General features: G+C 73.0%; 20 protein-coding genes and 1 tRNA gene. 9 read left to right on the forward strand and 12 right to left on the reverse strand.

Annotated features, from left to right (window positions below):
- The first annotated feature begins 6 nt into the window (after window positions 1-6).
- Window positions 7-882 (forward strand): spermidine synthase, encoded by an 876-nt coding sequence (locus RWE79_RS14640; protein WP_475940510.1) that lies wholly within the window; start codon window positions 7-9, stop codon window positions 880-882.
- Here RWE79_RS14640 and RWE79_RS14645 read toward each other — a convergent pair.
- Window positions 864-1,418 (reverse strand): hypothetical protein, encoded by a 555-nt coding sequence (locus RWE79_RS14645; protein WP_475940511.1) that lies wholly within the window; start codon window positions 1,416-1,418, stop codon window positions 864-866. The two genes, RWE79_RS14640 and RWE79_RS14645, sit on opposite strands and share 19 nt — an antisense overlap.
- A gap of 60 nt (window positions 1,419-1,478) precedes the next feature.
- Between RWE79_RS14645 and RWE79_RS14650 the strand changes: the two genes are divergently transcribed.
- From RWE79_RS14650 to RWE79_RS14660, 3 genes are all read left to right on the forward strand, one after another.
- Window positions 1,479-2,165 carry a response regulator transcription factor gene (locus RWE79_RS14650; protein WP_475940512.1) on the forward strand — a complete coding sequence of 229 codons (687 nt, stop codon included), beginning with the start codon at window positions 1,479-1,481 and terminating at the stop codon, window positions 2,163-2,165.
- Window positions 2,162-3,556 (forward strand): sensor histidine kinase, encoded by a 1,395-nt coding sequence (locus RWE79_RS14655; protein ID WP_475940513.1) that lies wholly within the window; start codon window positions 2,162-2,164, stop codon window positions 3,554-3,556. The genes RWE79_RS14650 and RWE79_RS14655 overlap by 4 nt, the downstream gene beginning before the upstream one ends.
- A 104-nt stretch (window positions 3,557-3,660) precedes the next feature.
- Window positions 3,661-5,187, forward strand: coding sequence for a cellulose binding domain-containing protein (locus RWE79_RS14660; protein ID WP_475940514.1), 1,527 nt, complete (start codon window positions 3,661-3,663; stop codon window positions 5,185-5,187).
- Between the two features lie 20 nt (window positions 5,188-5,207).
- Here the strand turns inward: RWE79_RS14660 and RWE79_RS14665 are convergent, their stop codons facing one another.
- Window positions 5,208-5,801: a histidine phosphatase family protein gene (locus tag RWE79_RS14665; protein WP_475940515.1), complete on the reverse strand. Its 594-nt coding sequence runs from the start codon at window positions 5,799-5,801 to the stop codon at window positions 5,208-5,210.
- Window positions 5,802-5,850: 49 nt separating this feature from the next.
- Window positions 5,851-6,591 carry a TetR/AcrR family transcriptional regulator gene (locus RWE79_RS14670; RefSeq protein WP_475940516.1) on the reverse strand — a complete coding sequence of 247 codons (741 nt, stop codon included), beginning with the start codon at window positions 6,589-6,591 and terminating at the stop codon, window positions 5,851-5,853.
- Between the two features lie 264 nt (window positions 6,592-6,855).
- Here RWE79_RS14670 and RWE79_RS14675 point away from each other — a divergent pair, with 264 nt between their 5' ends.
- Window positions 6,856-7,791: a phosphatase PAP2 family protein gene (locus tag RWE79_RS14675; RefSeq protein WP_475940517.1), complete on the forward strand. Its 936-nt coding sequence runs from the start codon at window positions 6,856-6,858 to the stop codon at window positions 7,789-7,791.
- Here the strand turns inward: RWE79_RS14675 and RWE79_RS14680 are convergent.
- The 3 genes from RWE79_RS14680 to RWE79_RS14690 are packed head-to-tail and all read right to left on the reverse strand — an operon-like array spanning window position 7,712 to window position 11,783.
- Complete coding sequence (locus RWE79_RS14680; protein ID WP_475940518.1) at window positions 7,712-9,064, reverse strand: AAA family ATPase; 1,353 nt, start codon at window positions 9,062-9,064, stop codon at window positions 7,712-7,714. The genes RWE79_RS14675 and RWE79_RS14680 overlap by 80 nt on opposite strands.
- A complete protein-coding gene (locus RWE79_RS14685; RefSeq protein ID WP_475940519.1) occupies window positions 9,061-10,671 on the reverse strand; it encodes a hypothetical protein in 1,611 nt (536 codons plus the stop codon). Before RWE79_RS14685 ends, RWE79_RS14680 begins: the two co-directional genes overlap by 4 nt.
- Window positions 10,662-11,783 carry a hypothetical protein gene (locus RWE79_RS14690; protein ID WP_475940520.1) on the reverse strand — a complete coding sequence of 374 codons (1,122 nt, stop codon included), beginning with the start codon at window positions 11,781-11,783 and terminating at the stop codon, window positions 10,662-10,664. The genes RWE79_RS14685 and RWE79_RS14690 overlap by 10 nt, the downstream gene beginning before the upstream one ends.
- Before the next feature lie 112 nt (window positions 11,784-11,895).
- Here RWE79_RS14690 and RWE79_RS14695 point away from each other — a divergent pair, with 112 nt between their 5' ends.
- The 3 genes from RWE79_RS14695 to RWE79_RS14705 all read left to right on the forward strand — a co-directional run bounded on the left by RWE79_RS14695 (window position 11,896) and on the right by RWE79_RS14705 (window position 13,110).
- Window positions 11,896-12,264, forward strand: coding sequence for a hypothetical protein (locus RWE79_RS14695; protein WP_475940521.1), 369 nt, complete (start codon window positions 11,896-11,898; stop codon window positions 12,262-12,264).
- A gap of 182 nt (window positions 12,265-12,446) precedes the next feature.
- A complete protein-coding gene (locus RWE79_RS14700; RefSeq protein WP_475940522.1) occupies window positions 12,447-13,019 on the forward strand; it encodes a bifunctional DNA primase/polymerase in 573 nt (190 codons plus the stop codon).
- A gap of 18 nt (window positions 13,020-13,037) precedes the next feature.
- Window positions 13,038-13,110 (forward strand) — tRNA-Lys (locus tag RWE79_RS14705).
- 169 nt (window positions 13,111-13,279) lie between these two features.
- On the opposite strand, the gene RWE79_RS14710 is transcribed toward RWE79_RS14705, so the two are convergent.
- From RWE79_RS14710 to RWE79_RS14720, 3 genes are all read right to left on the reverse strand, one after another.
- Window positions 13,280-13,687: an anti-sigma factor antagonist gene (locus tag RWE79_RS14710; protein ID WP_475940523.1), complete on the reverse strand. Its 408-nt coding sequence runs from the start codon at window positions 13,685-13,687 to the stop codon at window positions 13,280-13,282.
- A gap of 94 nt (window positions 13,688-13,781) precedes the next feature.
- On the reverse strand, window positions 13,782-15,026 hold the full coding sequence (locus RWE79_RS14715; protein WP_475940524.1) for a M6 family metalloprotease domain-containing protein: 1,245 nt from the start codon (window positions 15,024-15,026) through the stop codon (window positions 13,782-13,784).
- The gene (locus tag RWE79_RS14720) at window positions 15,023-16,279 is read right to left on the reverse strand and encodes a M6 family metalloprotease domain-containing protein (protein ID WP_475940525.1); all 1,257 of its coding nucleotides are present in this window, start codon (window positions 16,277-16,279) and stop codon (window positions 15,023-15,025) included. The genes RWE79_RS14715 and RWE79_RS14720 overlap by 4 nt, the downstream gene beginning before the upstream one ends.
- A 375-nt stretch (window positions 16,280-16,654) precedes the next feature.
- Between RWE79_RS14720 and RWE79_RS14725 the strand changes: the two genes are divergently transcribed.
- A complete protein-coding gene (locus tag RWE79_RS14725) occupies window positions 16,655-18,394 on the forward strand; it encodes a putative bifunctional diguanylate cyclase/phosphodiesterase (protein ID WP_475940526.1) in 1,740 nt (579 codons plus the stop codon).
- Window positions 18,395-18,460: 66 nt separating this feature from the next.
- Here RWE79_RS14725 and RWE79_RS14730 read toward each other — a convergent pair whose 3' ends face one another.
- The 3 genes from RWE79_RS14730 to RWE79_RS14740 all read right to left on the reverse strand — a co-directional run bounded on the left by RWE79_RS14730 (window position 18,461) and on the right by RWE79_RS14740 (window position 23,116).
- Window positions 18,461-20,191 (reverse strand): glycosyl hydrolase family 18 protein, encoded by a 1,731-nt coding sequence (locus tag RWE79_RS14730; protein ID WP_475940527.1) that lies wholly within the window; start codon window positions 20,189-20,191, stop codon window positions 18,461-18,463.
- Between the two features lie 267 nt (window positions 20,192-20,458).
- Window positions 20,459-21,523: an LLM class flavin-dependent oxidoreductase gene (locus RWE79_RS14735; protein WP_475940528.1), complete on the reverse strand. Its 1,065-nt coding sequence runs from the start codon at window positions 21,521-21,523 to the stop codon at window positions 20,459-20,461.
- 99 nt (window positions 21,524-21,622) lie between these two features.
- Window positions 21,623-23,116: an NAD-dependent succinate-semialdehyde dehydrogenase gene (locus RWE79_RS14740; protein ID WP_475940529.1), complete on the reverse strand. Its 1,494-nt coding sequence runs from the start codon at window positions 23,114-23,116 to the stop codon at window positions 21,623-21,625.
- Between the last annotated feature and the right edge of the window lie 19 nt (window positions 23,117-23,135).

The raw sequence follows: 23,135 nt of genomic DNA on the forward strand, positions 1-23,135 counted from the left end.
GGTGGGGTGGCAGGGAGAAGCAAACGGCAGCGCACCCCCGACAGCGTCAGCGTCCCGGTGGACGGCGGTGTCGCCGAACTCGTACCGGACCGGGAGCGGGCCCGGGCGTGGTCCCTGCTGATCGACGGGGCCCCGCAGTCCCATGTGGACCTGGACGACCCGGAGTACCTGGACTTCGCCTACCAGCGCAGGCTGGGGCATGTCATCGATCTGGCGGCGCCGCCCGGACGGCCGCTCCAGGTGCTGCACCTGGGCGGCGGCGCGATGACCCTCGCCCGGTACGTGGCGGCGACCAGGCCCCGCTCGACGCAGCAGGTCGTGGAGGTGGACGCGGCCCTGGTGGAGCTGGTCCGGCGGGAGCTGCCGTGGGACCGCACCTGGCGGATCAGGGTGCGCGGCGGGGACGCGCGGGCGGGTCTGGCGAAGACACCGGAGGGCTGGGCGGACCTGGTGATCGCCGACGTGTTCAGCGGGGCGCGCACCCCGGCCCATCTGACCAGCACGGAGTTCCTGGCCGAGGTGCGGCGCGCGCTGCGCCCCGGCGGCCGGTACGCGGCGAACCTCACGGACGGGGCGCCCCTGGCGTTTCTGCGGTCGCAGATCGCCACGGTCCGGTCGGCCTTCCCGTACGCCTGCGCGGCGGCCGATCCCGCGGTGCTGCGCGGGCGGCGCTTCGGCAATGTGATCCTGCTGGCCGGTGACACCGCGCTGCCGGTCGCGGAACTGACCCGGCGGGTGGCGTCGGACCCGCATCCGGGACGGGTCGAACACGGCCGCGGGCTGGACGACTTCACGGGCGGCGCGGCGCCGGTCACCGACGCGTCCGCGGCGGCGTCACCGGCACCGCCGGAGGGCGTCTTCGGTCAGCCCCCGGCGACATAGGTCTGGACCGTGGGCGGATGGCCGTTCCAGGTGCAGAAGACCGAGGACGTGGTCGCGTTGTCGGTGGAGGTGAAGTCGACCCGGATCCAACCGTCCTGGGTCCAGACCTTCATCTCCCAGCCCGGCTCCGGGGTCGCGGACACCAGGGTCGCCGCGCTCTCGCCGAGATCCAGTGTGACCCGGCCGCCCTCGACCGGATAGCTGTGCACCTGGCCCGTCGTACCGGCCGCGTAGGTGGCCGCCGCCGAACCGCTGCCCCGGGGGCGCTCCGGGGTGCTCGACGCGGAGACCGGCCCCGATGGAGACGCCGACGCCGAGGGCGAGGCGGAGGACGGCGAGGCCGACGGCGGGGCGGTCGTCCGCTTCGCCGGGCCGTCCGGGACTGCGGTCGCCGCCACCTGTTCGGTGATCGGCAGCGCGCGCGGCGGGTCGTAGACGGTGCCCGCGAGTACGTGATGCACCCCGAACCACGACATCGCCATTGCGGCGCCCGTGGCCATCGTCCACGCGCCGGCGTGCGCCAGTCCCTTCCACATTCGACCTATGGTGCCGTACGCGCCCCCGTTCATGTCCCCCGGATGGGCTACCGTGCGGCCATGGCAAGTGTGCTCGTCGTCGAGGACGACCAGTTTGTGCGGTCCGCGCTGATACGGCATCTCACGGAGGCGGCGCACTCGGTACGCAGTGTGGGCACCGCCCTCGAAGCACTGCGGGAGGTGGCCCAGGTCGGCTTCGACGTGGTGATCCTGGATCTCGGCCTGCCGGATCTGGACGGTGCGGAGGCGCTGAAGATGCTGCGCGGCATCACCGACGTCCCGGTGATCATCGCCACCGCGCGGGACGACGAGACCGAGGTCGTACGGCTGCTCAACGCCGGTGCCGACGACTACCTGATCAAGCCCTTCTCGGTGGAACACCTCTCGGCCCGAATGTCGGCCGTGCTGCGGCGCTCGCGCGCCCGCGAGGACACGCAGGTGATGCGGGTCGGGGGCCTGCAGATCGACACCCTGCGGCGGCAGGCCGCACTGGACGGCACCCGACTGGACCTGACGCGGCGGGAGTTCGACCTGCTGTCCTTCCTGGCCGCGCGGCCGGGTGTGGTGGTCGCGAGGCGCGAACTGCTCGCCGAGGTGTGGCAGCAGTCGTACGGGGACGACCAGACGATCGACGTCCATCTGTCCTGGCTGCGCAGAAAGCTGGGCGAGACCGCCGCCCGGCCCCGCTATCTGCACACCCTGCGCGGGGTGGGCGTCAAGCTCGAACCACCGGAGCCGCCGGCATGAGATGGGCACTGGTCAAGGTGTGCGTGGCGGTGACCGCCATGGTCGTGCTGGCGTTCGCGGTGCCGCTCGCGCTGGTGGTGAAGGAGATGGCCCGCGACCGGGCCTTCACCAACGCCGAGCGCCAGGCGGCGGCGATCGGCCCGGCGCTGGCCATCACCACGGACCGTACGGAACTGGAGAAGGCCGTCGCCTCCACCCAGGCGGGGGCCGACGGGCGGATCGCCGTCCGGATCCCCGCCACCGAGGACGCCGCCGGGGTGGGGATCGGCGACACCCACACCACCGAGGCCGCCCTGGACACCGCGTCCGAACTCGGCCGGGCCTCGACGGTGCCGGTGCCCGGCGGCTTCGCGCTGCTGCAACCGACCGCCGTCTCCTCCGGCTCGGTGGCGGTGGTCGAGGTCTTCGTGCCCGACACCGACGTCACCCGGGGCGTGACCGCCTCCTGGCTGGTGCTCGGGGCCGTGGGCATCGGGCTGATCATCGGCTCGGTGGCGGTGGCCGACCGGCTCGGCACCCGCATGGTCCGCCCGGCCAAACGGCTCGCCGGGGCCGCGCACGACCTGGGGCGCGGGGATCTGGCGGTACGGGTACCGGAGGAGGGGCCGACCGAACTGCGGTCGGCGGCGGCCGCGTTCAACGCCATGGCCGCCCAGGTCGACCAGCTCCTCGCCAACGAACGCGAGCTGGCCGCCGACCTCTCGCACCGGCTGCGCACCCCGCTGACCGTGCTCCGGCTGAACGCCGCCTCCCTGGGCGACGGCCCGGCCGGTGAGCAGACCCGGCAGGCGGTGGCCCAACTGGAGCGCGAGGTCGACCAGATCATCCGTACGGCACGCGCCCAGCAGTCCGCGTCGGGCGGCCCGCTGGCCGTGGGCTGCGACGCGGCCGAGGTCATCCGCGAACGCATGGCCTTCTGGTCCGCGCTCGCCGAGGACCAGGGCCGTACGGCCCGTACGGCGGGCGTCGAACACCCGGTACGGGTCCCGGTCGCCCGGGCGGAACTGGTCGCGGCGCTCGACTCCATGCTCGGCAACGTCTTCCGCCACACCCCGGAGGGCTCCGCCTTCGCCGTCGACGTCCACAGCAGCGACGACGCGGTGATCGTGCTCGTCTCCGACGCCGGGCCCGGCATCAAGGACCCGGCCACCGCGCTGCGCCGGGGCCAGGGCGCCGGCGGTGACGGCTCCACGGGGCTGGGCCTGGACATCGTGCGGCGGGTCGCCGAGTCGACCGGCGGTGACGTACGGGTCGGGCCCTCCGTCCTCGGCGGCGCCGAGATCCGGGTCTGGCTGGCCCTGCGGGCCCCCACCGGGGGCACCCGGCGCGGCCACAAGCTGGCGCGCGGACGCAAGGCCCGGCCGGTCCGGTCCGGAGCAAACGTGGTCTGAACCTTTAACCGGTTCCGATGCGTTGCTCAAGCGCGGCATAAGTCCGTCAACCCCCGCCCTGAACAGGGGGTTTGTCCGAATCGGCCACGCTAGCGTCCCGCTTCATGAGGAATTCGCACCGCAGCCGTAACACCAGCCGCAGGACAAGGCTCCTCGCCGGGCTCGCCGCGGGCGCCGCTGTCGCCGGCGGGGGGTTCGTGCTCGCGGGGACCGCGCAGGCCGCCACGGTGGGCGCCGCGTACAGCAAGACCAGTGACTGGACCAGCGGGTACACGGGCCAGTACGAGATCACCAACTCCGGCGGCGCGCCCCTGTCGGGCTGGACGCTGCGGTTCGATCTGCCGGCGGGTACGACGCTCAGCTCGCTGTGGAACGGGACGTTCACGACGTCCGGCCGGCATGTCACCGTGACGGCGGAGGACTGGAACAAGGACATAGCCGTCGGCAGGTCGGTCAGCGTCGGCTTTGTCGCCTCGTCGTCGTCGAGGGCGGCCGATCCGGTCAACTGCCTGATCAACGGCGTGGCATGCTCGGTCGACGACGGCGCGACCGCGACCCCGAGCAGCCGTCCCTCGGCCTCGGCGTCGGCCTCGGCGTCCGTGTCCGTGTCCGTGTCCGCCTCGGCGTCGGCGTCCGCGTCCGCGTCGCCCTCGGCGTCCACGACGGCGAGTGCCACCCCCACCGCCACCGCGAGCGCGACCTCCACCTCCGGTTCCGGTACCGGTTCCGGCTCGTCGTCGAGCGCCGGCTTCGCCCCCTACGTCGACACCTCGCTCTACCCGGCGTTCGACCTGCTCGCCGCCTCGCGGGCGACCGGTGTGAAGCAGTACAACCTGGCCTTCGTGGTGGACGGCGGCGGCTGCACCCCGAAGTGGGGCGGGGTGACGGACCTGGCGAGCGACGCGGTCGCGGCGCGGATCGGCTCGCTGCGGGCGGCCGGCGGCGATGTGCGGGTCTCGTTCGGCGGCGCGTCGGGCTCGGAGCTGGCGACCACGTGTTCGTCGGCCTCCGCGCTGGCGGCGGCGTACGGGAAGGTGATCGACACGTACGGCCTGACGAAGGCCGACTTCGACGTCGAGGGCGGCGCCATCACGAACTCCGCCGCCAACACCCTGCGGGCGAAGGCCATCGCGCGGCTCCAGGCGAGCCACAGCGGTCTGGACGTGTCGTACACGCTGCCCGCCATGCCGACCGGGCTGACCCAGGACGGGATCGACCTGCTCGCCGACGCCGCCTCCAACGGGGTCGGCATCTCGGCGGTGAACATCATGGCGATGGACTACGGGGCCTCGTTCAGCGGCGACATGGGCGGCTACGCGATCGACGCGGCCACCGCGACGCAGGCGCAGGTCAAGAGCGTGCTGGGGCTGTCGGACGCGGCGGCGTGGCGGACCGTGGCGGTGACGCCGATGATCGGGGTCAACGACGTGGCGACGGAGATCTTCACGGTGGGCGACGCGTCGCAGCTGGTGGAGTTCGCCGAGTCCAAGGGGCTGGGGTGGCTGTCGATGTGGTCGGCGGCCCGCGACAAGCAGTGCGCGGGCGGCGCGAAGTCCTCAGCGGACGCGACGTGCAGTTCGGTCGTGCAGGACGCGGACGCCTTCTCCAAGGCCTTCGCGGCGTACAACTGACACCGGCCCCGCCGAACCGGTCAGTCCAGGTGCCCCGTGTCGTTCCACCGCTCGACGGCCGGGGCACCGTAGGCCCATCCCAGCACCGACAGCGAGGCCGGCTCCAGCCGGAAGAGCGCGCCGCCCGAGGCGGGGAGGCCAAGCCAGCGGGCGGCGAGCATCCGCAGGAAGTGGCCGTGGGCGAAGACCAGGACGTCCCGGTCGGCGGAACGGGCCCAGGCGACGGCCTCGTCGGCGCGGGCCGCGAGTCCGTCGGGGGTCTCGCCGCCGGGGACGCCGTCGTGCCAGATGTTCCACTCCGGCCGTTCGGCGCGGATCCGCTCCGGGGGGAGGCCCTCGTAGGCGCCGTAGTCCCACTCCATGAGGGTGTCCCACTCCTTGGCCCGGTCGCCGAACCCGGCCAGCGCGCAGGTCTCGCTGGCCCGCACCAGCGGGCTGGTGCGGACCTCGACGTGCGGCAGGCCGTTCCAGGGCGCGCGGTGCAGCCGCTCGCCGAGCCGTCGCACGGTGTCCCGGCCGGCGTCGGTGAGCGGGATGTCCGTACGGCCGGTGTGGCGGCCGGTTACCGACCACTGCGTCTGGCCGTGCCGGACGAGCAGGATGCGCGGAGCCATGCGGGAGAGGACCTTCCAGGAGGGCGGGGCGATGCCCTCCCATCATCCCTCACGTCTTCGGCGGACCGGTCGGCGGACCGGTCGACAGGCCGGTCGACAGGCCGGTCAGCAGGCCGCTCAGCAGGCCGTTCAGCCCGTGCTCGTAGCTGTCGGCGCACTCGTCCTGGGCGGCGGTCAGCTCCGGCACCAGGCAGGTGAGGGACGGATAGCGGTCCGGGGGCAGATGGGCGAGCCGTTCACGGATCCGCTCGCGCACCCCGGTCCCCTCGCAGACGCCCTGTTCCGCCTGGCGGCGCCGGACCGCCCACAGCGCGGCGCCCACGGTGTACTGCATGACCGCCACCTGGGCGCGGGCCGCGCCGGCCCGGTCGAGCCCGCACTCCAGCAGCAGCCCGAGCTGGCGGTCGATGACGGCGATGGCCTCGTCACCGCGCATGGGGCGGCTGGTGAGCAGGGGCAGGGCGGCCGGGTGTTCGCTGAAAAGCCGGTATACGCCGCAGCACAGTTCCGTAAGCTGCCTGCGGGGGTTGCCGCCGGTGGGGGCGGGGAGTTCGATCTCGCCGAGCAGGCGTTCGTTCACCGCGTCGTTGATCTCGTCCTTGTTGCGGAAGTGCGAGTAGACGGCCATCGTGCCGACGCCGAGTTCGCCCGCGAGGGCACGCATGGTGAAGGCCTCGGGGCCGTCGCGGTCGAGCAGGGTGACGGCGGCGTCGAGAATGCGGTCGGGGTTCAGCGAGTTGCGGGGCGCACGGTGGCGCCGGGGTGTGCGGGCCGGTTCGGTGACAGTCATGGGGGGATGTCCGGTCGGGGGCGATGGGGGCGTGGACGGTGGGCGGTCGTAGTTCGATTCTCCCGCTTCGGGGAGCAACCCGGGGAATCTCCCCGGCGTCCTTCTGCTCACATGCCCAAGCCAACAGCTTGTTGAACTTGGCACGAATGGTGGGTTTCCAGCAATAACCGGGGCGCCTCTGCGATTGCCTAGCGTACGACGTACGGTAGAGCCTATGACACCGCCGAGCAGCTTCCGCTCAGGAAGAACGGGGAGAACGCTCGCATGACGATCACCGCCACCGCGCCTCGCGCCTCGGCGTACCGGGGCCGGCTCCGCTGGTGGACCGAACTGCCGCTGATCGCGGTCGTCTACGGTCTCTACACCTCGGGCCGGCTCCTCGTACGCGGCGACGTGGACGACGCCCTCGGCCACGGCATCGACGTCCTGCGGGTCGAGCAGGCCTTCGACCTCGATCCCGAACGGTGGCTCAACTCCCTCTTCACCAGGTACCAGGCGCTCGGCATACCGGCGGACTTCTGGTACGCCTCCCTGCACTACCTGGTCACCCCGCTGGTACTGGTCTGGCTCTGGAAGCGCCGCCCCACGGCGTACCGCTTCGCCCGCACCTGGCTGATGATCTCCACCCTCATCGGGCTGATCGGCTTCACCCTGATGCCGACCGCCCCGCCCCGGCTGCTCTCCGCCGGGCACGGCTTCATCGACACCATGGCCCAGTACGGCTCGTACGGCTGGTGGGGCGCCGAAGCCAGCGCCCCGCGCGGCCTCGGCGGCCTCACCAACCAGTACGCGGCCATGCCCAGCCTGCACGTCGGATGGGCGCTGTGGTGCGGCATCATGCTCTGGCGGTACGGGCGTTCACCGCTGGTCCGGGCGCTGGGCGTGGTCTACCCGACCGGCACCGCCCTGGTCGTCATGGGCACCGCCAACCACTATCTGCTCGACGCCGTCGCCGGGATCGCCGTGATGGGCATCGCGTACGCGCTCGCCCGGCCCGCCCTGCGGCTGGTCGACGAGGCGCGGGACGCGCTGCGCCGGCGCCGTCCGGCCACCGGGACGACGGTCTCCGGCTCGGTGGTCGTCGCCACCTCCCGGGACGTCGCCCCCGCCGGCCCTGGCCCTAGGGCCGCCAGCTCACCCGGTGCTCGGCCAGGTGCGCCAGCACCGCATGGTTCGCCTCCCAGCCGTCCGGGAACTTGACGGTGACGCCGAGCTGCACCGGCTCGGTGGACGGATGCTCGTCCAGCAGCTCGGCCACGCCCGCCCGGCAGACCACCACGCACGCGTGACGGTGCCGCGAGGCGAGCACGCACAGCCGCCCGGTCTCCAGATGGAAGGCCGTCGCGTCGGGCCGCCCGGACAGCGGATGCAGGACGACGGTGACGTCGAACTCCCGCCCCTGGAGCCGGTTCGCGGTGTCCACGGCGACACCGGGGACCCCCATCCCGGCCAGCGCGGCCCGCACCGCCGCCGCCTGGTCGCGGTGGGCGGTCCCGACGGCCACCCGGTCCGCGGTCAGCGGTGACGTACCCCGTTCCGAGACGGCGACGCCGCCCCGGTCCAGCAGCCTGCGCACGACGAGGGCGACCGCCCGCACCGCCTCCGGGTCGGTACGCGGGGTGTGCCGGGCCGGGAGCTCCAGCAGCCCCCAGCCGGACGCGGCGGCCTCGTCGAGCACCCGGTCGGGCCCGGAACCGTCCCCGGGGACACCGAAGGAGAGCCGGCGGTCACCGGGACCGGTGCCGCTGCGGAAGGACGTGTACGGATAGAAGGCGTCGGAGACCAGCGGCGCGGCGGAGGCGGGGAGCCGCCACGAGACCGGCAGCCGGTGCTGGGGAAGACCGGGGTTGTGGGCGAGCAGGGTGACCACGGCGCTGGCCGACGGGTCGTAACTGAGCCCGGCCCACTGGTCGGCGCCGACCACGCTGAAGGGGTCGAGCTGGCCGGGGTCGCCGACGAACAACGCCCGCTCGAAGAGCCCCGCGACCTGCAACAGGGCGTCGGAGCGCATCTGGTAGGCCTCGTCGACGATGGCGTGCCGCCATGGCTCGACGTCCTTGACGAAGGCCCACTTGGCGGCGGTGGCGATCACCACCTTCTGCTGGACCAGGTCACCGGCCTTGGCCGACTTCATGATCGACGGATGGCGGTCCAGCACCGGATCCGGGAGCGAGTCGCTGCCGTGCAGCCGCCCGACCGGCAGGCCCGGGTCGGCGGTGGCGAGGCGGTCCGCGAGGTCGTCGACCTGGGCGTTGGTCTGGGCGACGACCATGATCGACTCCCCCGCCGCGACCAGCTCCTGGGCCGCGCGCACCACGAGCGTGGACTTGCCGGCGCCGGGCGGCGAGTCCACCACGACGCCGCGCGCGGTGCCGTGGAGGGTGTCATGGAGGATGCGCTCGGTCGCCCGGGCGGCCGCCGCGGCCGGATCCGGGCTGTCGCGGCCCTCGCGGGACTCGTACGCCTGGCTCACAGATAGTCCTCCGGGGTCACGGGATCGGGGGCGCCGGAAGCCGGCGCGGCGCCGGGGGCTCCGGGGGCGCCGGCTGCGTCACCGGCGGCACCGGCGGCACCGGCGGCACCGGCGGCTGCGTCGGCGGCCGAAACCGGCGGGCCGCCGTGGGTCCACGGCGTGTCCTCCGGGTCGGGCAGCTCGGCGCCGCCGCGCGGAGCGTGCTCGAAGAGAGTCCAGCAGATCCGGTCGCCCTTGTCCGGAACCGACCCGGGCTCGGGCTCCCTGCCGCGCCCCATCCCGTTGACGATCCGCACCACCACCGCCCCGGCGCCGGGGGACGTACCGGGAATCCACTCCACGAACTGCCCCTGCTGCGTCCGGCCCCCGGGCAGCACACGGAACACCTTCACCCCGGGGTCGAGATGCGGCCGGTCCCCGGTGAGCAGCGTCACCAGCGGCCGGGGCTTGGGGATCTTCCCCTCGCTCCAGGCCGCCTCCACCTCGGTGACCTCACCCGCGAACGCCTCCCCGGCCAGCCGCCGGCCGGCCATCACCAGCGGATCGTCCAGCGCCTCGCCGGCCTCCAGCCGGACCTGCGCCGTCTCCCGCCCGGCGAGCTTCTGCGCCGCCGCGACGGCGTCGTCACGGCGCGGCTGCGGCGGCTCCCCGGCCCGCACCCGGTCCCGGTGGCCGGTGTACGACCAGCGGTCCCGCTTCCAGCGCTCCTCGACCCGGCCGCCCGCCGGAAGCGCCCGCAGCAGGTCCAGGCCCTGCCAGACGGCGTCCCAGGACGGGCGGAGCTGGGAGGCGACCAGATCCCGTATCTCCCGCTCGGCACCGGTCAGCCCGGCGTCGTAGCGCTTCATGGCGGGGGCCAGCCGGATGTTGTCGAACACCGGGTCGGTGGCGGGACCGGCCGGCGGACACAGCAGCAGCCCGTCAGGACCGCGCTCGGACTCCGCCCGGCGCGCGGCCGCCGCCCCGGTCAGCCCCCCGGACGGCTCGATCCAGGCCAGCAGGGCACCCAGGTGCTGGTCCTCCAGATTGCTCTGGCCGGTCGCCCAGTGCCGGGTCAGCAGCTCGGTCATGGCCAGCAGCAGCGACGAGCCGGGGGTACGGGCCCGCTCGCCGTAGTGCGTCAGCCAGCGCCCGAGCAGCGGCACCCGGGCCGGGACCGGGAAGGGCGTTTCGGGGTCCTCCTCGGCGGTGCGGCGGAAGCGCGTGGAGCGGCCGAGCAGCCGTACGTACTCCACGGCCGCCGCGTTCGGCACGATCAGCTGCGGGGCGTCCGCACAGACCTCGGTCTCCGCCCGGTTGCGCGTGGCGGGCTCGGTCTCGACCTCGTCCGCGTACGACTCCAGGTACGGCAGCACCATCCGCGCCAGCTCGGCCAGGAACGCGAACCGCAGATCCCGGTCGCGCGGCTGGGGCACCACCAGCAGCCGCGGCTCGTCCCGCTCGGTGCCGAGCAGGGCCCCGAGCGGGGCACCGACCTCGCCGGCGGTGGTGAGCGGGACGAGGACCAGCGGCCGGGGCGACAGATGTCGGTGCCGGACGGTCGCCAGCGGCGTGGCCCGGCCGGCCGCCACCGCCTCCGCGCGGGCCAGCGTCGTGATCAGCGACATCCCTGGACCTCCTGGACCTCGTGGGCCTCCTGGACCTCGTGGGCCTCGTGGAGGGCCTCCGTACGCAGCGCGGCCGCCCGGCGCAGCGCGTCCACCGCCGGATCGGCCGGGTCGCCGTCCCTGCCCAGGGCGGCCGCCAGCACCTGCTCGACCGTGGTCAGGGTGCCCAGCTCGCCGCGCACCCCGCGGCCCAGCGTCTCCACGGAACCGCAGGAGCGGGCCCGGTCCCGGCAGTGGAAGGCCAGCTCACAGGCGGCCAGGCACTCCGGGGCGTACGCCGCCGGGACCGCGTCCACCGCGTCGTGCAGCCGGCTCCCGCCGGCGCCCGGGTCGAAGGTGGCGCCCTCGGGCAGAACGGCGGCGATCTCCTCGATGCGGGTCAGCCGGGTCAGCTGGCGGCGGGTGACGGAGAGCTGCTTGCGTACGTCGACGAGCTGGGCGGTCGGCAGGTTGGAGAAGTCCTTCGGGCAGACCAGCAGGATGTCGTGCGAGGGCTTCGCCGCCCCGCCGACGCCCAGCGCCTCCAGCGCCAGCACGTACACCGCCGCCTGCCGGGCGGCCGCGCCGACCTTCACCGAGTCCGCCGAACCGTCCAGGATCGGGAAGGACTTGATCTCCACCACCGTCCAGGTGCCGTCCGGCCGCACGGCGACCGCGTCCGGCTCCAGATAGGCCGGCGAGCCCGCGACGTCCAGCTTGAGCAGCGGGTGGTCCAGCAGCGCCCAGCCGCCCGCCGCGGTGGCCTCCTCCAGCGCCGCCCTGGTGCGGGCCACCCGGCCCTCCGGGCCCGGCGCCGTCAGCTCGGGCAGCGCCGCGTCGGCCTCCTCGGCACCCAGCAGCCGCAGCAGCTCGGCGTACCCCTCGGCCTTGACCCTGGCCTCGAAGGCGTGGCCGCGGGCGAAGGCGAACTGCGACTGCCCGAACGGCGCCGGACTGCCCAGCGCCTGCGCGACCGCGCCCTTGTCCACACCGGCCGCGTCCAGCAGCGCGCGCCGCCGGCACCCCGGATTCGCCGCCAGTGCCGCCAGGGCCCGCGCGTCCATCGCGCGCGGCGGCACGGCGGGGCCCCGCAGCTCGGCCAGCCGTTCCCGAAGATCCCGCGTATTGCTCACCCGGAAGAGTCTCGCATCCCCCTGTGACAAATCCCCGTCCCCACCGACACTCTGGTTGTCCCCTGCCCGACGCGGGACAATGGAGGGCGCTGACGAACCTGGAGGTACGTACATGTCAGAGCCGAACTCGGCTCACAGCACCGGTGACGGCGCCGCACGGCGGCTCAAACCGGCCCAGCTGCTCTTCGAGCCCGCGGCCGAAACCGAGGAGGAGGAGCACTTCTTCAACCTGGAGACGCTGGACGATCCCCGCCAACTGCTGGCCCGTTCCACCGAACTGGCCGTCGCCTTCAGAGCGGCGGCGGACCGCGCGACCGAGTACCAGGCGATAGCGGCGGCACAACTCGCCGACCCCAAGCGCTTCGACCGCCTCACCGCGGAGGCGATCGGCGAGGGCGCCGGATGGACCGAGGACTACGCCCGCAGGATGGTCGAGTTCGGCCAGGACCTGCTGCGAGGCGGCGGCACGGCGCAGGGATAGCCGCGGGGCCGGCAGCGTGCCGGCTTGCGGGGCGGATTGCGGGGCGGCCGCGGGCGCCCGGCACGCAGGCGAACTCCGGTGGCATACGCGTTCGGGTCAAGATACCCGCGTCTCCACCGGCGTGTACCGGATTCGCCCGATTCACCGTAACGACGCGTACACGCCAGGTAATCGTATATGTCATGAGTGATTGGCAATGGCACCCGCGGCCCGGCGGCATATCCGACTCCGACGCCCACCACACGCAGCACGTCACCCCCGCGGGCGCGGCCTGGCTGGCCTCCGCCAGCGCGTTCCCGCGCAGCGTCCAGGCCCTGTGGTCGGCCCGCCCCGCCGCGCCCAGCGTCCTGCCGTGCGGGACGGCCTTCGACGTGGTCAACCTGCCCCTGCTCTTCGGGCGCCGGGTCCTGGAACAGCTCTGGACCGCCGGCCCCGGTACCGGGCCGGCCGCCGTGCACCGCGGCCGGCTGCTGCTGCTCGTCGCCCCCGGCACCGCCCGTCGGCTCCCCTACCTGCTCTCCTGGGAGGAATGGGGCGACCGTGTGCCCGCCCTCATGTGTCACGGGGCCGGCGACGCCGTGACCATTCCGCCCCTCCAGGGCGCCGGGCGCTCGCGCTGGATCGTGGCCCCCGACACCCGCCGCCCCTGGCTGCCGGGAACGGACGCGCTGCTCTGGGCCTGCGTACGGGCCGCCAGGGCGGACGCGGAATCCGCGTGCGAAACCGATTTTTCCCCGGCCCGGACCGGGTGCTAATCTCTGTCACGTCAGCGAGCGCCGCTAGCTCAACTGGCAGAGCAGCTGACTCTTAATCAGCGGGTTGGGGGTTCAAGTCCCTCGCGGCGCACATGCAGGCAAGGGCGCTCTCCTCGGCGAGGAGAGCGCCCTTCGTCATGCATGCGTCGCACCTCATGCGCCCTACGTCATATCTCATATGCCATATCTCGTATGGCATACCTCGCGCGTCGTATCTCGTGTCTCGTATCTCATATCTCGCATTGGCTCCGGCCCGGCCCTCAGGCGATGGCGCCGTCGGGTTTCCGGGCGATCGCCGAGGCGAGGTCGTCGAACAGCTCGAAATGGCCGGTGAGCCCGGTGAGCCTCAGCAGCCGGCGCAGGGCCGGGTCGGGGCTGACCAGCCGCAGCCGGCCGTCGTTCCTGGTGACGCGGGAGCGGACCTGGCAGAGGATGGCCAGGCCGCAGCAGTCGATGAAGGTGACCTGGCGCAGGTCCAGCAGCAGGTCGGGGCGCGGCAGCCGGGCGAGGGCTTCGAGGCGGTCCGTGATCCGGTTCTTGGCGACGATGTCCAGCTCACCGCGGAGTTCGACCACGGTGATGGCGCCGACGAACCTCTCGGCGGTGACGAACCCGGGCGCGGCCTCGGGTACGAACCCGGGGACGAATCCCGGCTGGACATCGGACATGGCGGCCCCCACTCACGGCGCTGCGCGTATGTACCTGGCATACCCACTTGTCGCCGAACGAGTCAACGTCCGCCCATTGAGAGGCAATTCACATTCACCGGCGGTGTATTCGCACCGCCCACCGGCCGGCCGCGTCGCGGCCGGTCACCTCGACGGTGAGCTGTGCGTCCGGGGCGCGGAAGCGTTCGCCCGCCCGGAAGGGCGCGTCGTTGAGGGAGTTGAAGGATCCGCTGCTGAACTCGCAGGCGCCGGAGCCAGGATGGGCGTCCCGGACGGTGACCGGGCCGTCGCCGGTGCCGATGTCGGTACGGACCTCGTAGATCAGGACGCCCTCGCGGCAGGCCGTGCCGTCGTTGCCGCGGGCGGTGCGCGCCTCCACGACGTAGGCGCGGGTGCGGCCGAGGGGCACGACGACGGCCTTGTGCCCGCCGCCGGGGAGCTCTATCGGGCTGAGGGCGTACGTCCCCCCGCGCACCCCCGGCCGCAGGCAGGCGACCTGGCGGTCGCGCAGCCAGCCCAGGCGCCACTTGTGCCAGGCCAGGAGGTCACCCTGCAGCCCCCAGTCCAGGGACATGCTGTCCCACTGGCCGGCCAGGTGGTCGGTGCGGCCGAAGTCGTCGCGGCCGGCCGCGTAGAGGTCGGGCAGCCCGAAGGCGTGGCCGTTCTCGTGGCTGAGGACCCGGGGGCCGGAGCGGTCGTGGCCGTAGACCAGCGAGACCCGGTCGAGCCGGGCTCCCTCGTCGGTGACGGCGGCGGCAGCGCCGGTCCAGGTGACGGAGAGCACCGCCTGGTCGGCGGAGGGCCCCGCGTTGGGGGTGACGAGGATGTTGACGAGGTCGTACCCCCGGAAGTCGATCTTCCGGTCGGCGGCGTGCAGCAGGTCCCGCATCATCGCGGTGTGCGCGCCCCAGGTGTAGCCGCGCCCGGTCCCGTACGAGGAGAAGGGGCGCGGCATCCGTATCCAGCGCAGCACGGGTGTGGAGGCGTACCGCATCCGACCGTAGCTGGCCCGGGCGAACCAGTCCCGGACGGCGGGGAAGAACTCGCCGTACCGTTCGCGGGCGCTGTACGGGGCCTTGGCGTCGGGGAAGTCGACCATCAGCGTCAGGGCGCGGACCACGCCGGTGGCGCGGGCGTACTCGCGCTGGCGGTGCCCGGGGAATCCCTCCGACATCGGTATGCCGGGCGCGGCCCGCAGCGCGCAGGGCCGGGAGGCGGGCGGCGGGGCGGCGGCGGGGGCGCCGGAGCCCCCGGCGCCGTAAAGGCCGCCGGTCGCCACGAGCGTGGCGGTGACCAGCGCGGCGGCCTTGAGCCGTATGGAGACGGCGGAGGCCGTCACCGGAGGACCGTGACCTTCACGGTCCAGGTACCGGCCGCCGGGTCGTGGTCGGTGACCGTGACGGTGACGGTGCGGCCGGGTCCGGCGTAGCCGTCGTAGGAGAAGCTGTCGCCGACCCTGAGCGGGGCGTCGGCCAGCGGCGGGTAGACGGAGGTGTAGGGGCAGGCCTGGGTGCGCGGGTGGCCGTCGAGGACGTCGACCGGGCCGTCGCCGGAGTCGACGTCGGAGCGGACCCGGTAGAGCAGGACGCCGCTGGTGCAGGCGTCCGTGTCGTTGCCCAGTCCGGCCTGGCGGGCCTCGACGGCGAGGGCCGAGTCGCCCCCGGCCGGGACGACCAGCAGCCGGGTGCCGCCGACGGGGGCCTCCACCGGGGTGAGTTCGTGCCAGCTGGTGCCGACGCGGGGCAGGCATCGCACCTGGCGGGCGCGGAGCCAGCCCAGGCGCCACTTGTGCCAGGCGAAGGGGTCCGGTGCCAGGCCGAACTGACTGCCCATCAGGTCCCAGTCGCCGACGTGGGTGTCCCAGTCGGCGGCGCTGCCGGCGGACGGCCGGTAGTAGAGGTCGGGCAGGTCGAAGGCGTGGCCGGTCTCGTGGGCCAGGACGTTGTGGTCGGGCGGGTGGCGTTCGAAGACGGTGACCAGGCGCCGCAGTTCCACTCCGTCGGCGTGCAGCGGCGAGGCGAGGTTGACGACCTTGGTGGCGTCGGAGTCGACACCGGGCGCGTCCGGGTCGGCGACCAGGTAGACGACCCGGTATGCGGCGAAGTCCACGGTGCCGTCGGCCACCGCCACCGCGTCCCGCAGATAGCGGGCGCGGTCGGCGTCGCCCCAGTCGCGGCTTATCCCGTACGCGGTCGAGGCCTTCGGCATGGTCAGCCAGCGGCGGACGGTGTGCACCCGCAGCCGGAACCTGCCGTACGAGGCCCGGTCGAAGAAGCGCGTGGTGGCCGGGAAGTGGTCGGCCGCCACCTCGGCGGGGGTCAGCAGCGGCCGTGCGTCGGGGAAGGAGAGGAAGACCATCACGGCGTCGAGATCGCCGGCCGGGCGCGGATAGCCGGGGTTCCAGGTGTCCAGGCCCTCGGAGTGGTGTGCCCGGGTGCGGGTCAGTCCGCAGGCGCCGGTGGTGCCGGGTGCGGCGGCGGCCGGTCCGGTGACCAGGGTCCACGCCACGACGGCGGCGAAGACACTCGTCGCGGCGGCCGCCGCCCGCAGGGGGTGTCGATGTGCACGTACGGGTGCGTCTGGTCGTCGCATGTGGACCTCCCGGCCGTCTGTCGGGACACCCACATCACGTTGCTATGGTTCACGGCGGTTTGCCCTGCTGTGATGCTCCGGGCGGGTTACTCTCTGATCACACTCCGATCACTACTGTGCGTTATGAGTAAGCAAGGACGCCCCCTTGGATTCGGCGTCGGCGCGAATCCGATCACGGGAGATCCCACGTGCCGAGAATCACCACCACGGCGGTGGTACCGGCATTCCCCGAACCTCTATGATCGGCGCATTTCCGGTATGAATACCGCCCGTTGGGCGGCCATTCGTTCCCACGACGACCAGGTGTACGAGACGACTGCGATGCGGGAGCCAGCTATGGGCGGAGCTATGGGCGGCCCTGGCATGGGCCCCGACATGCCGACACCGACCGTGACTCATCGTAATCCCACGGCCTCGGACCGGACCGAGCTGCGCGACTACCGCGCCGCCTTCGCCATCGCCCGGCTGCCGATGGCCCTGGTCAGCAGCGACGGCCGGGTCCTGGAGGCCAACCGGGCGCTCGGCGCGCTGCTCGGCGCCGATCCGGTACGGCTCACCGCGCTGGCCGCCGCCGAGCTGGTCGGGCTCAGCGGCGACGAGAGGCTCCGGACGGAGTACGCGGACGTGCTGGACGGACGGAGCGAGCAGCTGCGCTGCGTCCGGCCCGTCCTGGGCCGGGAGGGCCGGACGCTGCGCGCCGAGGTGACCGTCACCCGGGTGCCCGGCGCCGCCGGCCGGACCGTACTGCTGTCGGTGGAGGATCTCGGCGAGCGCCACGAACTGCGCGAACAGCTGCGGCACCTGCGGATGCACGACCCGGTGACCAGGCTGCCCAACCGGGCACTGTTCTTCGAGCGGCTGGCCGCCGCCCTGGAGCGGGCCCGCGAGGGCACCGGCCGGGTCGGGCTGTGCTACCTGGACCTCGACGGCTTCAAGGCCATCAACGACACCCTCGGCCACCGCATCGGCGACCGGCTGCTGGGCGCCGTCGCCGACCGGCTGGGCGACTGCGCGGCCCGGCTCGGCCGCGGCCGGCCGTATCTGGTGGCGCGGCTCGGCGGCGACGAGTTCGCCGTCCTGGTCGAGGGCTCCACCGGCACCGGCCAGGCGACCGCGCTGGCCGAGTCGGTGCTCGCCGCGCTGCAACGCCCCTTCGACCTCGTCGGCCAGCGGCTGGCGGTCTCCGCCAGCATCGGCGTGGTGGAACGCGAGGCGTCCGGCACCACGGCCACCGGCCTGATGCAGGCCGCCGACACCACCCTGTACTGGGCCAAGGCCGACGGAAAGGCCCGCTGGACCCTCTTCGACCCCGAGCGCAACGCCCACCGGATGACCCGTCAGGCCCTGTCCAGCACCCTGCGACAGGCCGTCGAGCGGGGCGAGTTCGTGCTGGAGTACCAGCCGCTCGTCGCGATGGGCAGCGGCAGCGTACGGGGGGTGGAGGCCCTCGTACGGTGGGAGCACCCGCACTTCGGACGGCTGGGGCCGAATCGGTTCATCTCCCTGGCCGAGGAGAACGGTTCGATCGTCCAGCTCGGCCGCTGGGTGCTCGCCGAGTCGTGCCGCCAGGCCCGCCAGTGGCAGAAGGACTACCCCGACGACCCGCTGTTCGTCAGCGTCAACGTGGCCGTCCGCCAGGTCTGGGACTCCGACCTGGTGGCCGATGTCGCCGAGATCCTCGACGACACCGGGCTGCCGCCCGAACTGCTCCAGCTGGAGCTGACCGAGTCCGCCGTGATGGGCTCGGCCGGGCGGCCGTTGCAGGCGCTGCACGCGCTGCACGAGATGGGGGTGCGGATCGCCATCGACGACTTCGGCACCGGGTACTCCAACCTGGCCTATCTGTCCCGGCTGCCGGTCTCCACACTGAAGCTCGACGGCTCCTTCGTGCGCGGCTTCCGCGCCGACCAGCACCCCAACCCGGCCGACGAGACCATCGTCGAGGCGCTGGTCCAGCTCGCCCACCGGCTGGGGCTCACGGTCACCGCGGAGTGCGTCGAGAACGCCGAGCAGGCCGAGCGGCTGCGCCGCATCGGCTGCGACACGGGCCAGGGATGGCTGTACTCCCGCCCGGTCGCAGCCGAACTCATCGCCGCCCTGCGGCGCCCGCGCTAGCGCGGTGACCGCCGGTTCACCGGGTCGGCCCGGTTGCCGGTCCGTCCTGCTCCGCGCCAACACGGCCTAGCCGCAGGTGCCGAGGTCCTGCCAGACGCCCCACTCACCGGTGGTGCCGGGGGTCTCGTTGGTGGTCCACCACTTCGCCTTCCAGTTGTGGCCGCCGTACGAGACGGTGTTGCCGGCCACATAGACGGCGGAGCTGCTCCAGGCGGTGGCGCAGGTGCCTCCGGTCGGTGTGGCGGTGGCGGTCGGGGTCGGGGTGGCGGTGGCCGTGGGAGTGGGGGTGGGGGTCGCGGTGGCCGTGGGGGTGGCCGTGGAAGTGGGGGTGGAGCCCGAGCAGCCGGCCGCCGAGCCGTCGACGGCCGTGGTGATCTCGTTGAGCAGGGTCGTGCCGGTGTCGAGGTCGAGCAGGGAGTACATCATGGCGCCGCCGAGCCCGTGGCAGTGCGCGTAGTCGGCGCGTGCCTGGACGGACCTGGCGTCGAGCCCGGTCCAGAACTCGGTGCCGTTGTAGAAGTACGAGGCCTTGGCGGCGTCGTCCCAGTAGGTGTACGAGGCGTTGTCGACGAGGCCGGTGAGCTCCTTGTAGTAGGCGACGCCGGCGGTCTGGCTGAGGCCGCGCGCGGACGCCGCGCCGGTCGCGGCCTGGGCGAGGCCGTGGTTGCCGCCGGCCGTGACGCCGGTCCAGCCCCGGTAGTAGAGCTCGTAGCCGAGGGTGATCTTGTTCGCCGGGAATCCGCCGGCGATGCCGTACTGGCTGTCGCCCGAGGTCCAGGCGGTCACGGCCTCGTCGATGCTGTACTTCTTCGTGCCGGGGGCGATGACGTCGGTCGGGTCACCGGCCGAGGCGTACAGCGGGGACTGGTGGTAGACCGGGCCGTCGGGGTCCCAGGCGCCGTGCATGTCGTACGTCATGAGGTTCGCGTAGTCGAGGTACTGGCCGACCTTGTCGGTCTCGATGTTCGCGATCTTGTCCTGGCCGGCCGGGAGGGCGGCGGTGAGCAGCATCTTGCGGCTGTTGGCGGAGCCGTAGGCGTCGAGCTGCTTTCTGAACTCGGCCAGCAGGAGCGTGAAGTCGGCCTTGTCGGCGGTGCTGTAGTGGTTGCCGGCGTGGCCCGAGGCGGAGCCGGGGTACTCCCAGTCGAGGTCGATGCCGTCGAAGACGCCGGCGGCCGCGCCGGTGCCGCCGAAGCCGTCGGCGACCGGGAGGTTGCCCTTGATGAAGGTGTCGACGCAGGAGGTCACGAACTTGGTGCGGGAGGCGGCGCTCGCCGCGACGTCCGAGAAGTACTTGGAGTAGGTCCAGCCGCCGATCGAGATGTTGATCTTCAGGTTCGGGTACTTGGCCTTGAGCTTCCTGAGCTGGTTGAAGTTGCCCACGAGCGGCTGGTTCCAGGTGTCGGCGACCCCGTCGACACTGTCGGCGGCGGCGAAGCTCTTGCCGTAGTCGGCGTAGGCGTCGCCGGCACCGTCACCTGCACCGGTGTTGGACTCGTCCTGCGAGGCGGCCTTGTTGACGCCCTCCAGGCAGGTGAGGTTGACCGGGTCGATGTTCGCGAACGAGTAGTTGAGGACATCGAGCTTGCCCGCGATGCCCCGGGTGTCGAGGTGCTTGGGGTAGAAGGCGTTGCCGTACACGCTCCACTGGTCGTAGTACGCGATGTTGACACCGCCGGTGGATGTGGCGGCCGCGGCCTCGGCCGGGCCGCCGAGTCCGGCCAGTCCGGCGAACGCGCCGACGGCCAGGGCGGCGCTGGTGAACGCCGCGACGAGTGGTCTCTTGCTGAACCGCACGCGAACCTCCGGGGGGAGCTCAGGGGGGAGCGGGACGAGGGGGTCGCTGCATGAATAGCGCCGTGATCATGGGCAGGTCAATGGTCTGTACCAAAATCAGGACTAGACCAATTCGGACCGCCGTCACCCTTCCGCCCGCACCCCGCGCGCAGCGCAAAGCCGCTCGTCACGGAGGTGACGAGCGGCTTTAGGACTGCCTTAAGGCGCGGCCCCGGCGCACCGGCGCGGATGGACCAGGCGCGGTCCGGTAACCGGGTTTTAACCGCTTCAGACGGCAGGCGCCAGTCCGTACGCGTCGGCGATCAGCTCGTAGGAACGCAGCCGCGCCTGCGGGGTGTGCCCGTTGGCGGTCAGCATCAGCTCGTCCGCGCCGGTGCGGCGGGCCAGCGCGTCCAGCCCCTCCCGTACGGCGTCAGGCGTGCCATGTACGACATTGGTCATCCACGAGTCCGCGAACTCCCGCTCCGCCGGGCTGAACGGGTAGGCCTCCGCCTCCTCCGGCGAGGGGACCAGCCCCGGCCGTCCGGAACGCAGCCGCATCATCGCCAGTGCCCCGGACAGCACCTGGCGGCGCGCGTCCTTCTCCTCGTCGGCCGCCAGCGCGGAGACCCCGATGAGCGCGTACGGCTCCTCCAGCACCGCGGACGGGCGGAACGACTCCCGGTACAGGTCCAGCGCCGGGACGGTGTTCGCCGCCGAGAAGTGGTGCGCGAAGGCGAACGGCAGGCCCAGCACCCCGGCCAGGCGGGCACTGAAGCCGCTCGACCCGAGCAGCCACACGTCCGGCCGGGCGGCGCTCTGCACCCCGCCCGGCACACTGCCCTGCACCGGTCCCGGCACCGCGTGGATCCGGGCATACGGGTGCCCGTCGGGGAAGTCGTCGTCCAGGAACCGGGTCAGCTCGGCGAGTTGCCTGGGAAAGTCGTCCGCGCCCTCGGCCCGGTCGCCGCGGCGCAGCGCGGCCGCCGTGGCCCCGTCCGTGCCCGGCGCACGCCCCAGGCCCAGGTCGATCCGGCCCGGCGCGAGCGCTTCGAGGGTGCCGAACTGCTCCGCGATCACCAGCGGGGCGTGGTTGGGCAGCATCACCCCGCCCGAGCCCAGCCGGATCCGGTCCGTGTGCGCCGCTATGTGCGCCAGGATCACGGCGGGCGAGGAACTCGCCACGCCGGGCATGGAGTGGTGCTCCGCCACCCAGTAGCGGCGGTATCCCCGCGCCTCCGCGAGCCGTGCCAGCGCCACGCTCGCCCGCAGGGCGTCGCCGGCCGTCAGACCGCTTCCCACCTGCGCCAGGTCCAGCACGGACAGCGGCGGCGTTGTGGTCTCGTTGCCCACTCGGGTTCCTCCTCGGGGTTCGTTCTCCTCCGCGGAAGGTCAACCGGAGCAAGTCTCCGGTTATTCCCGGTGCACGGCATTGTGCGGGATCGCGCGGACTCAGACGTCGAGTGCCACGTACTTGGTCTCCAGGTACTCGTCGATGCCGACGGTTCCGCCCTCCCGGCCGAGCCCGGACTGCTTGACGCCGCCGAAGGGGGCCGCGGGGGTCGAGACGACGCCCTTGTTGAGGCCGATCATGCCCGCTTCGAGCTGCTCCGCGTAGCGGACGGACCGCCGCAGGCTCTCGGTGAAGACATACGCCACGAGTCCGTACTCGGTGTCGTTGGCCAGCGCGATCGCCCGGTCGTCGTCCTCGAAGGTGACGACCGGGGCCACCGGCCCGAAGATCTCCTCGCTGAGCAGACGCGCGTCCGCCGGGACGTCCGCCAGCACGGTCGGCGGGTAGAAGTACCCGGGTCGGTCGTCCAGCGGCGCGCCCCCCACGACCGCGTGGGCGCCCGACGCGACGGCGTCCCGCACCAGCTCGTCGACCTTGTCCCGCCCGGCGGCGTCGATCAGCGGCCCGACCTGGACACCGTCCTCGCAGCCGCGCCCGACGACCATGGAACCGAGCCGCCGCGCGAGCCGCCCGGTGAAGTCCTCGGCCAGGGAGGCGTGCGCGTAGACGCGGTTGGCGGCCGTGCAGGCCTCCCCCACGTTGCGCATCTTGGCGGTGACGGCACCCTCGACCGCCTTGTCCAGGTCCGCGTCCTCGCAGACGATCAGCGGGGCGTTGCCGCCCAGTTCCATGGAGGTGCGCAGCACCTGCGCCGAGCTCTGCCCGATGAGCCGGCGGCCGACCGGCGTGGACCCGGTGAAGGACAGCTTGCGCAGCCGGGGGTCGGCCAGCAGGGGGCCGCAGACCTCGCCCGGCCGGGTGGTGGGCAGCACCCCCAGGACACCGTCCGGCAGCCCGGCCTGGCCCAGGATCTCGCCGAGGGCCAGCATGGACAGCGGGGTCTGGTGGGCCGGTTTGACGATCATGGCGCAGCCGGCGGCGACCGCCGGCCCGATCTTGCGGGTGCCCATCGCCATGGGGAAGTTCCACGGGGTGATCAGCAGCGCGGGCCCGACCGGCTGCCGCATGACCCAGATCCGCCCGTTGCCGTCGGGCGAGGTCTTCCAGCCGCCGTCGATCCGTACGGCCTCCTCCGCGAACCAGCGGAAGAACTCGGCGGCGTACAGGATCTCCCCGCGCGACTCGGCGACCGGCTTGCCCATCTCCAGGGTCATCAGCAGCGCGAGGTCGTCCTGCCGCTCGACCAAGAGTTCGTAGGCGCGGCGCAGGATCTCCCCGCGCTCGCGCGGGGCGGTGGCGGCCCAGGACGCCTGCGCGCCGGCCGCCGTGTCCATCGCGGCGCGGGCGTCCTCGGCGCCGGCGTCCGCCACGGCGCACAGCGCGCGGGCGGTCGAGGGGTCCTCGACCTCGAACTCCCCGCCCCCGGCGGCCCGCCGCCACCTCCCGCCGATCAGCAGACCCTTGGGGACGCGCTCGACGACCAGTTGCTCCCGCTTGTCGGGCATGCCGCTGAAATCGCTGACACCACTCATGGTGGCTCCTCGCCTGTCG

It is taken from the genome of Streptomyces sp. RLA131, assembly GCF_056270125.1.

Excerpts from the sequence above, each read along its gene's own strand:
- RWE79_RS14645 (WP_475940511.1), bottom strand. The coding sequence starts at position 1,418 with ATGTGGAAGGGACTGGCGCACGCCGGCGCGTGGACGATGGCCACGGGC.
- RWE79_RS14650 (WP_475940512.1), top strand. The coding sequence starts at position 1,479 with ATGGCAAGTGTGCTCGTCGTCGAGGACGACCAGTTTGTGCGGTCCGCG.
- RWE79_RS14655 (WP_475940513.1), top strand. The coding sequence starts at position 2,162 with ATGAGATGGGCACTGGTCAAGGTGTGCGTGGCGGTGACCGCCATGGTC.
- RWE79_RS14660 (WP_475940514.1), top strand. The coding sequence starts at position 3,661 with ATGAGGAATTCGCACCGCAGCCGTAACACCAGCCGCAGGACAAGGCTC.
- RWE79_RS14665 (WP_475940515.1), bottom strand. The coding sequence starts at position 5,801 with ATGGCTCCGCGCATCCTGCTCGTCCGGCACGGCCAGACGCAGTGGTCG.
- RWE79_RS14670 (WP_475940516.1), bottom strand. The coding sequence starts at position 6,591 with ATGACTGTCACCGAACCGGCCCGCACACCCCGGCGCCACCGTGCGCCC.
- RWE79_RS14675 (WP_475940517.1), top strand. The coding sequence starts at position 6,856 with ATGACGATCACCGCCACCGCGCCTCGCGCCTCGGCGTACCGGGGCCGG.
- RWE79_RS14685 (WP_475940519.1), bottom strand. The coding sequence starts at position 10,671 with ATGTCGCTGATCACGACGCTGGCCCGCGCGGAGGCGGTGGCGGCCGGC.
- RWE79_RS14695 (WP_475940521.1), top strand. The coding sequence starts at position 11,896 with ATGTCAGAGCCGAACTCGGCTCACAGCACCGGTGACGGCGCCGCACGG.
- RWE79_RS14700 (WP_475940522.1), top strand. The coding sequence starts at position 12,447 with ATGAGTGATTGGCAATGGCACCCGCGGCCCGGCGGCATATCCGACTCC.
- RWE79_RS14710 (WP_475940523.1), bottom strand. The coding sequence starts at position 13,687 with ATGTCCGATGTCCAGCCGGGATTCGTCCCCGGGTTCGTACCCGAGGCC.
- RWE79_RS14720 (WP_475940525.1), bottom strand. The coding sequence starts at position 16,279 with ATGCGACGACCAGACGCACCCGTACGTGCACATCGACACCCCCTGCGG.
- RWE79_RS14725 (WP_475940526.1), top strand. The coding sequence starts at position 16,655 with ATGCCGACACCGACCGTGACTCATCGTAATCCCACGGCCTCGGACCGG.
- RWE79_RS14740 (WP_475940529.1), bottom strand. The coding sequence starts at position 23,116 with ATGAGTGGTGTCAGCGATTTCAGCGGCATGCCCGACAAGCGGGAGCAA.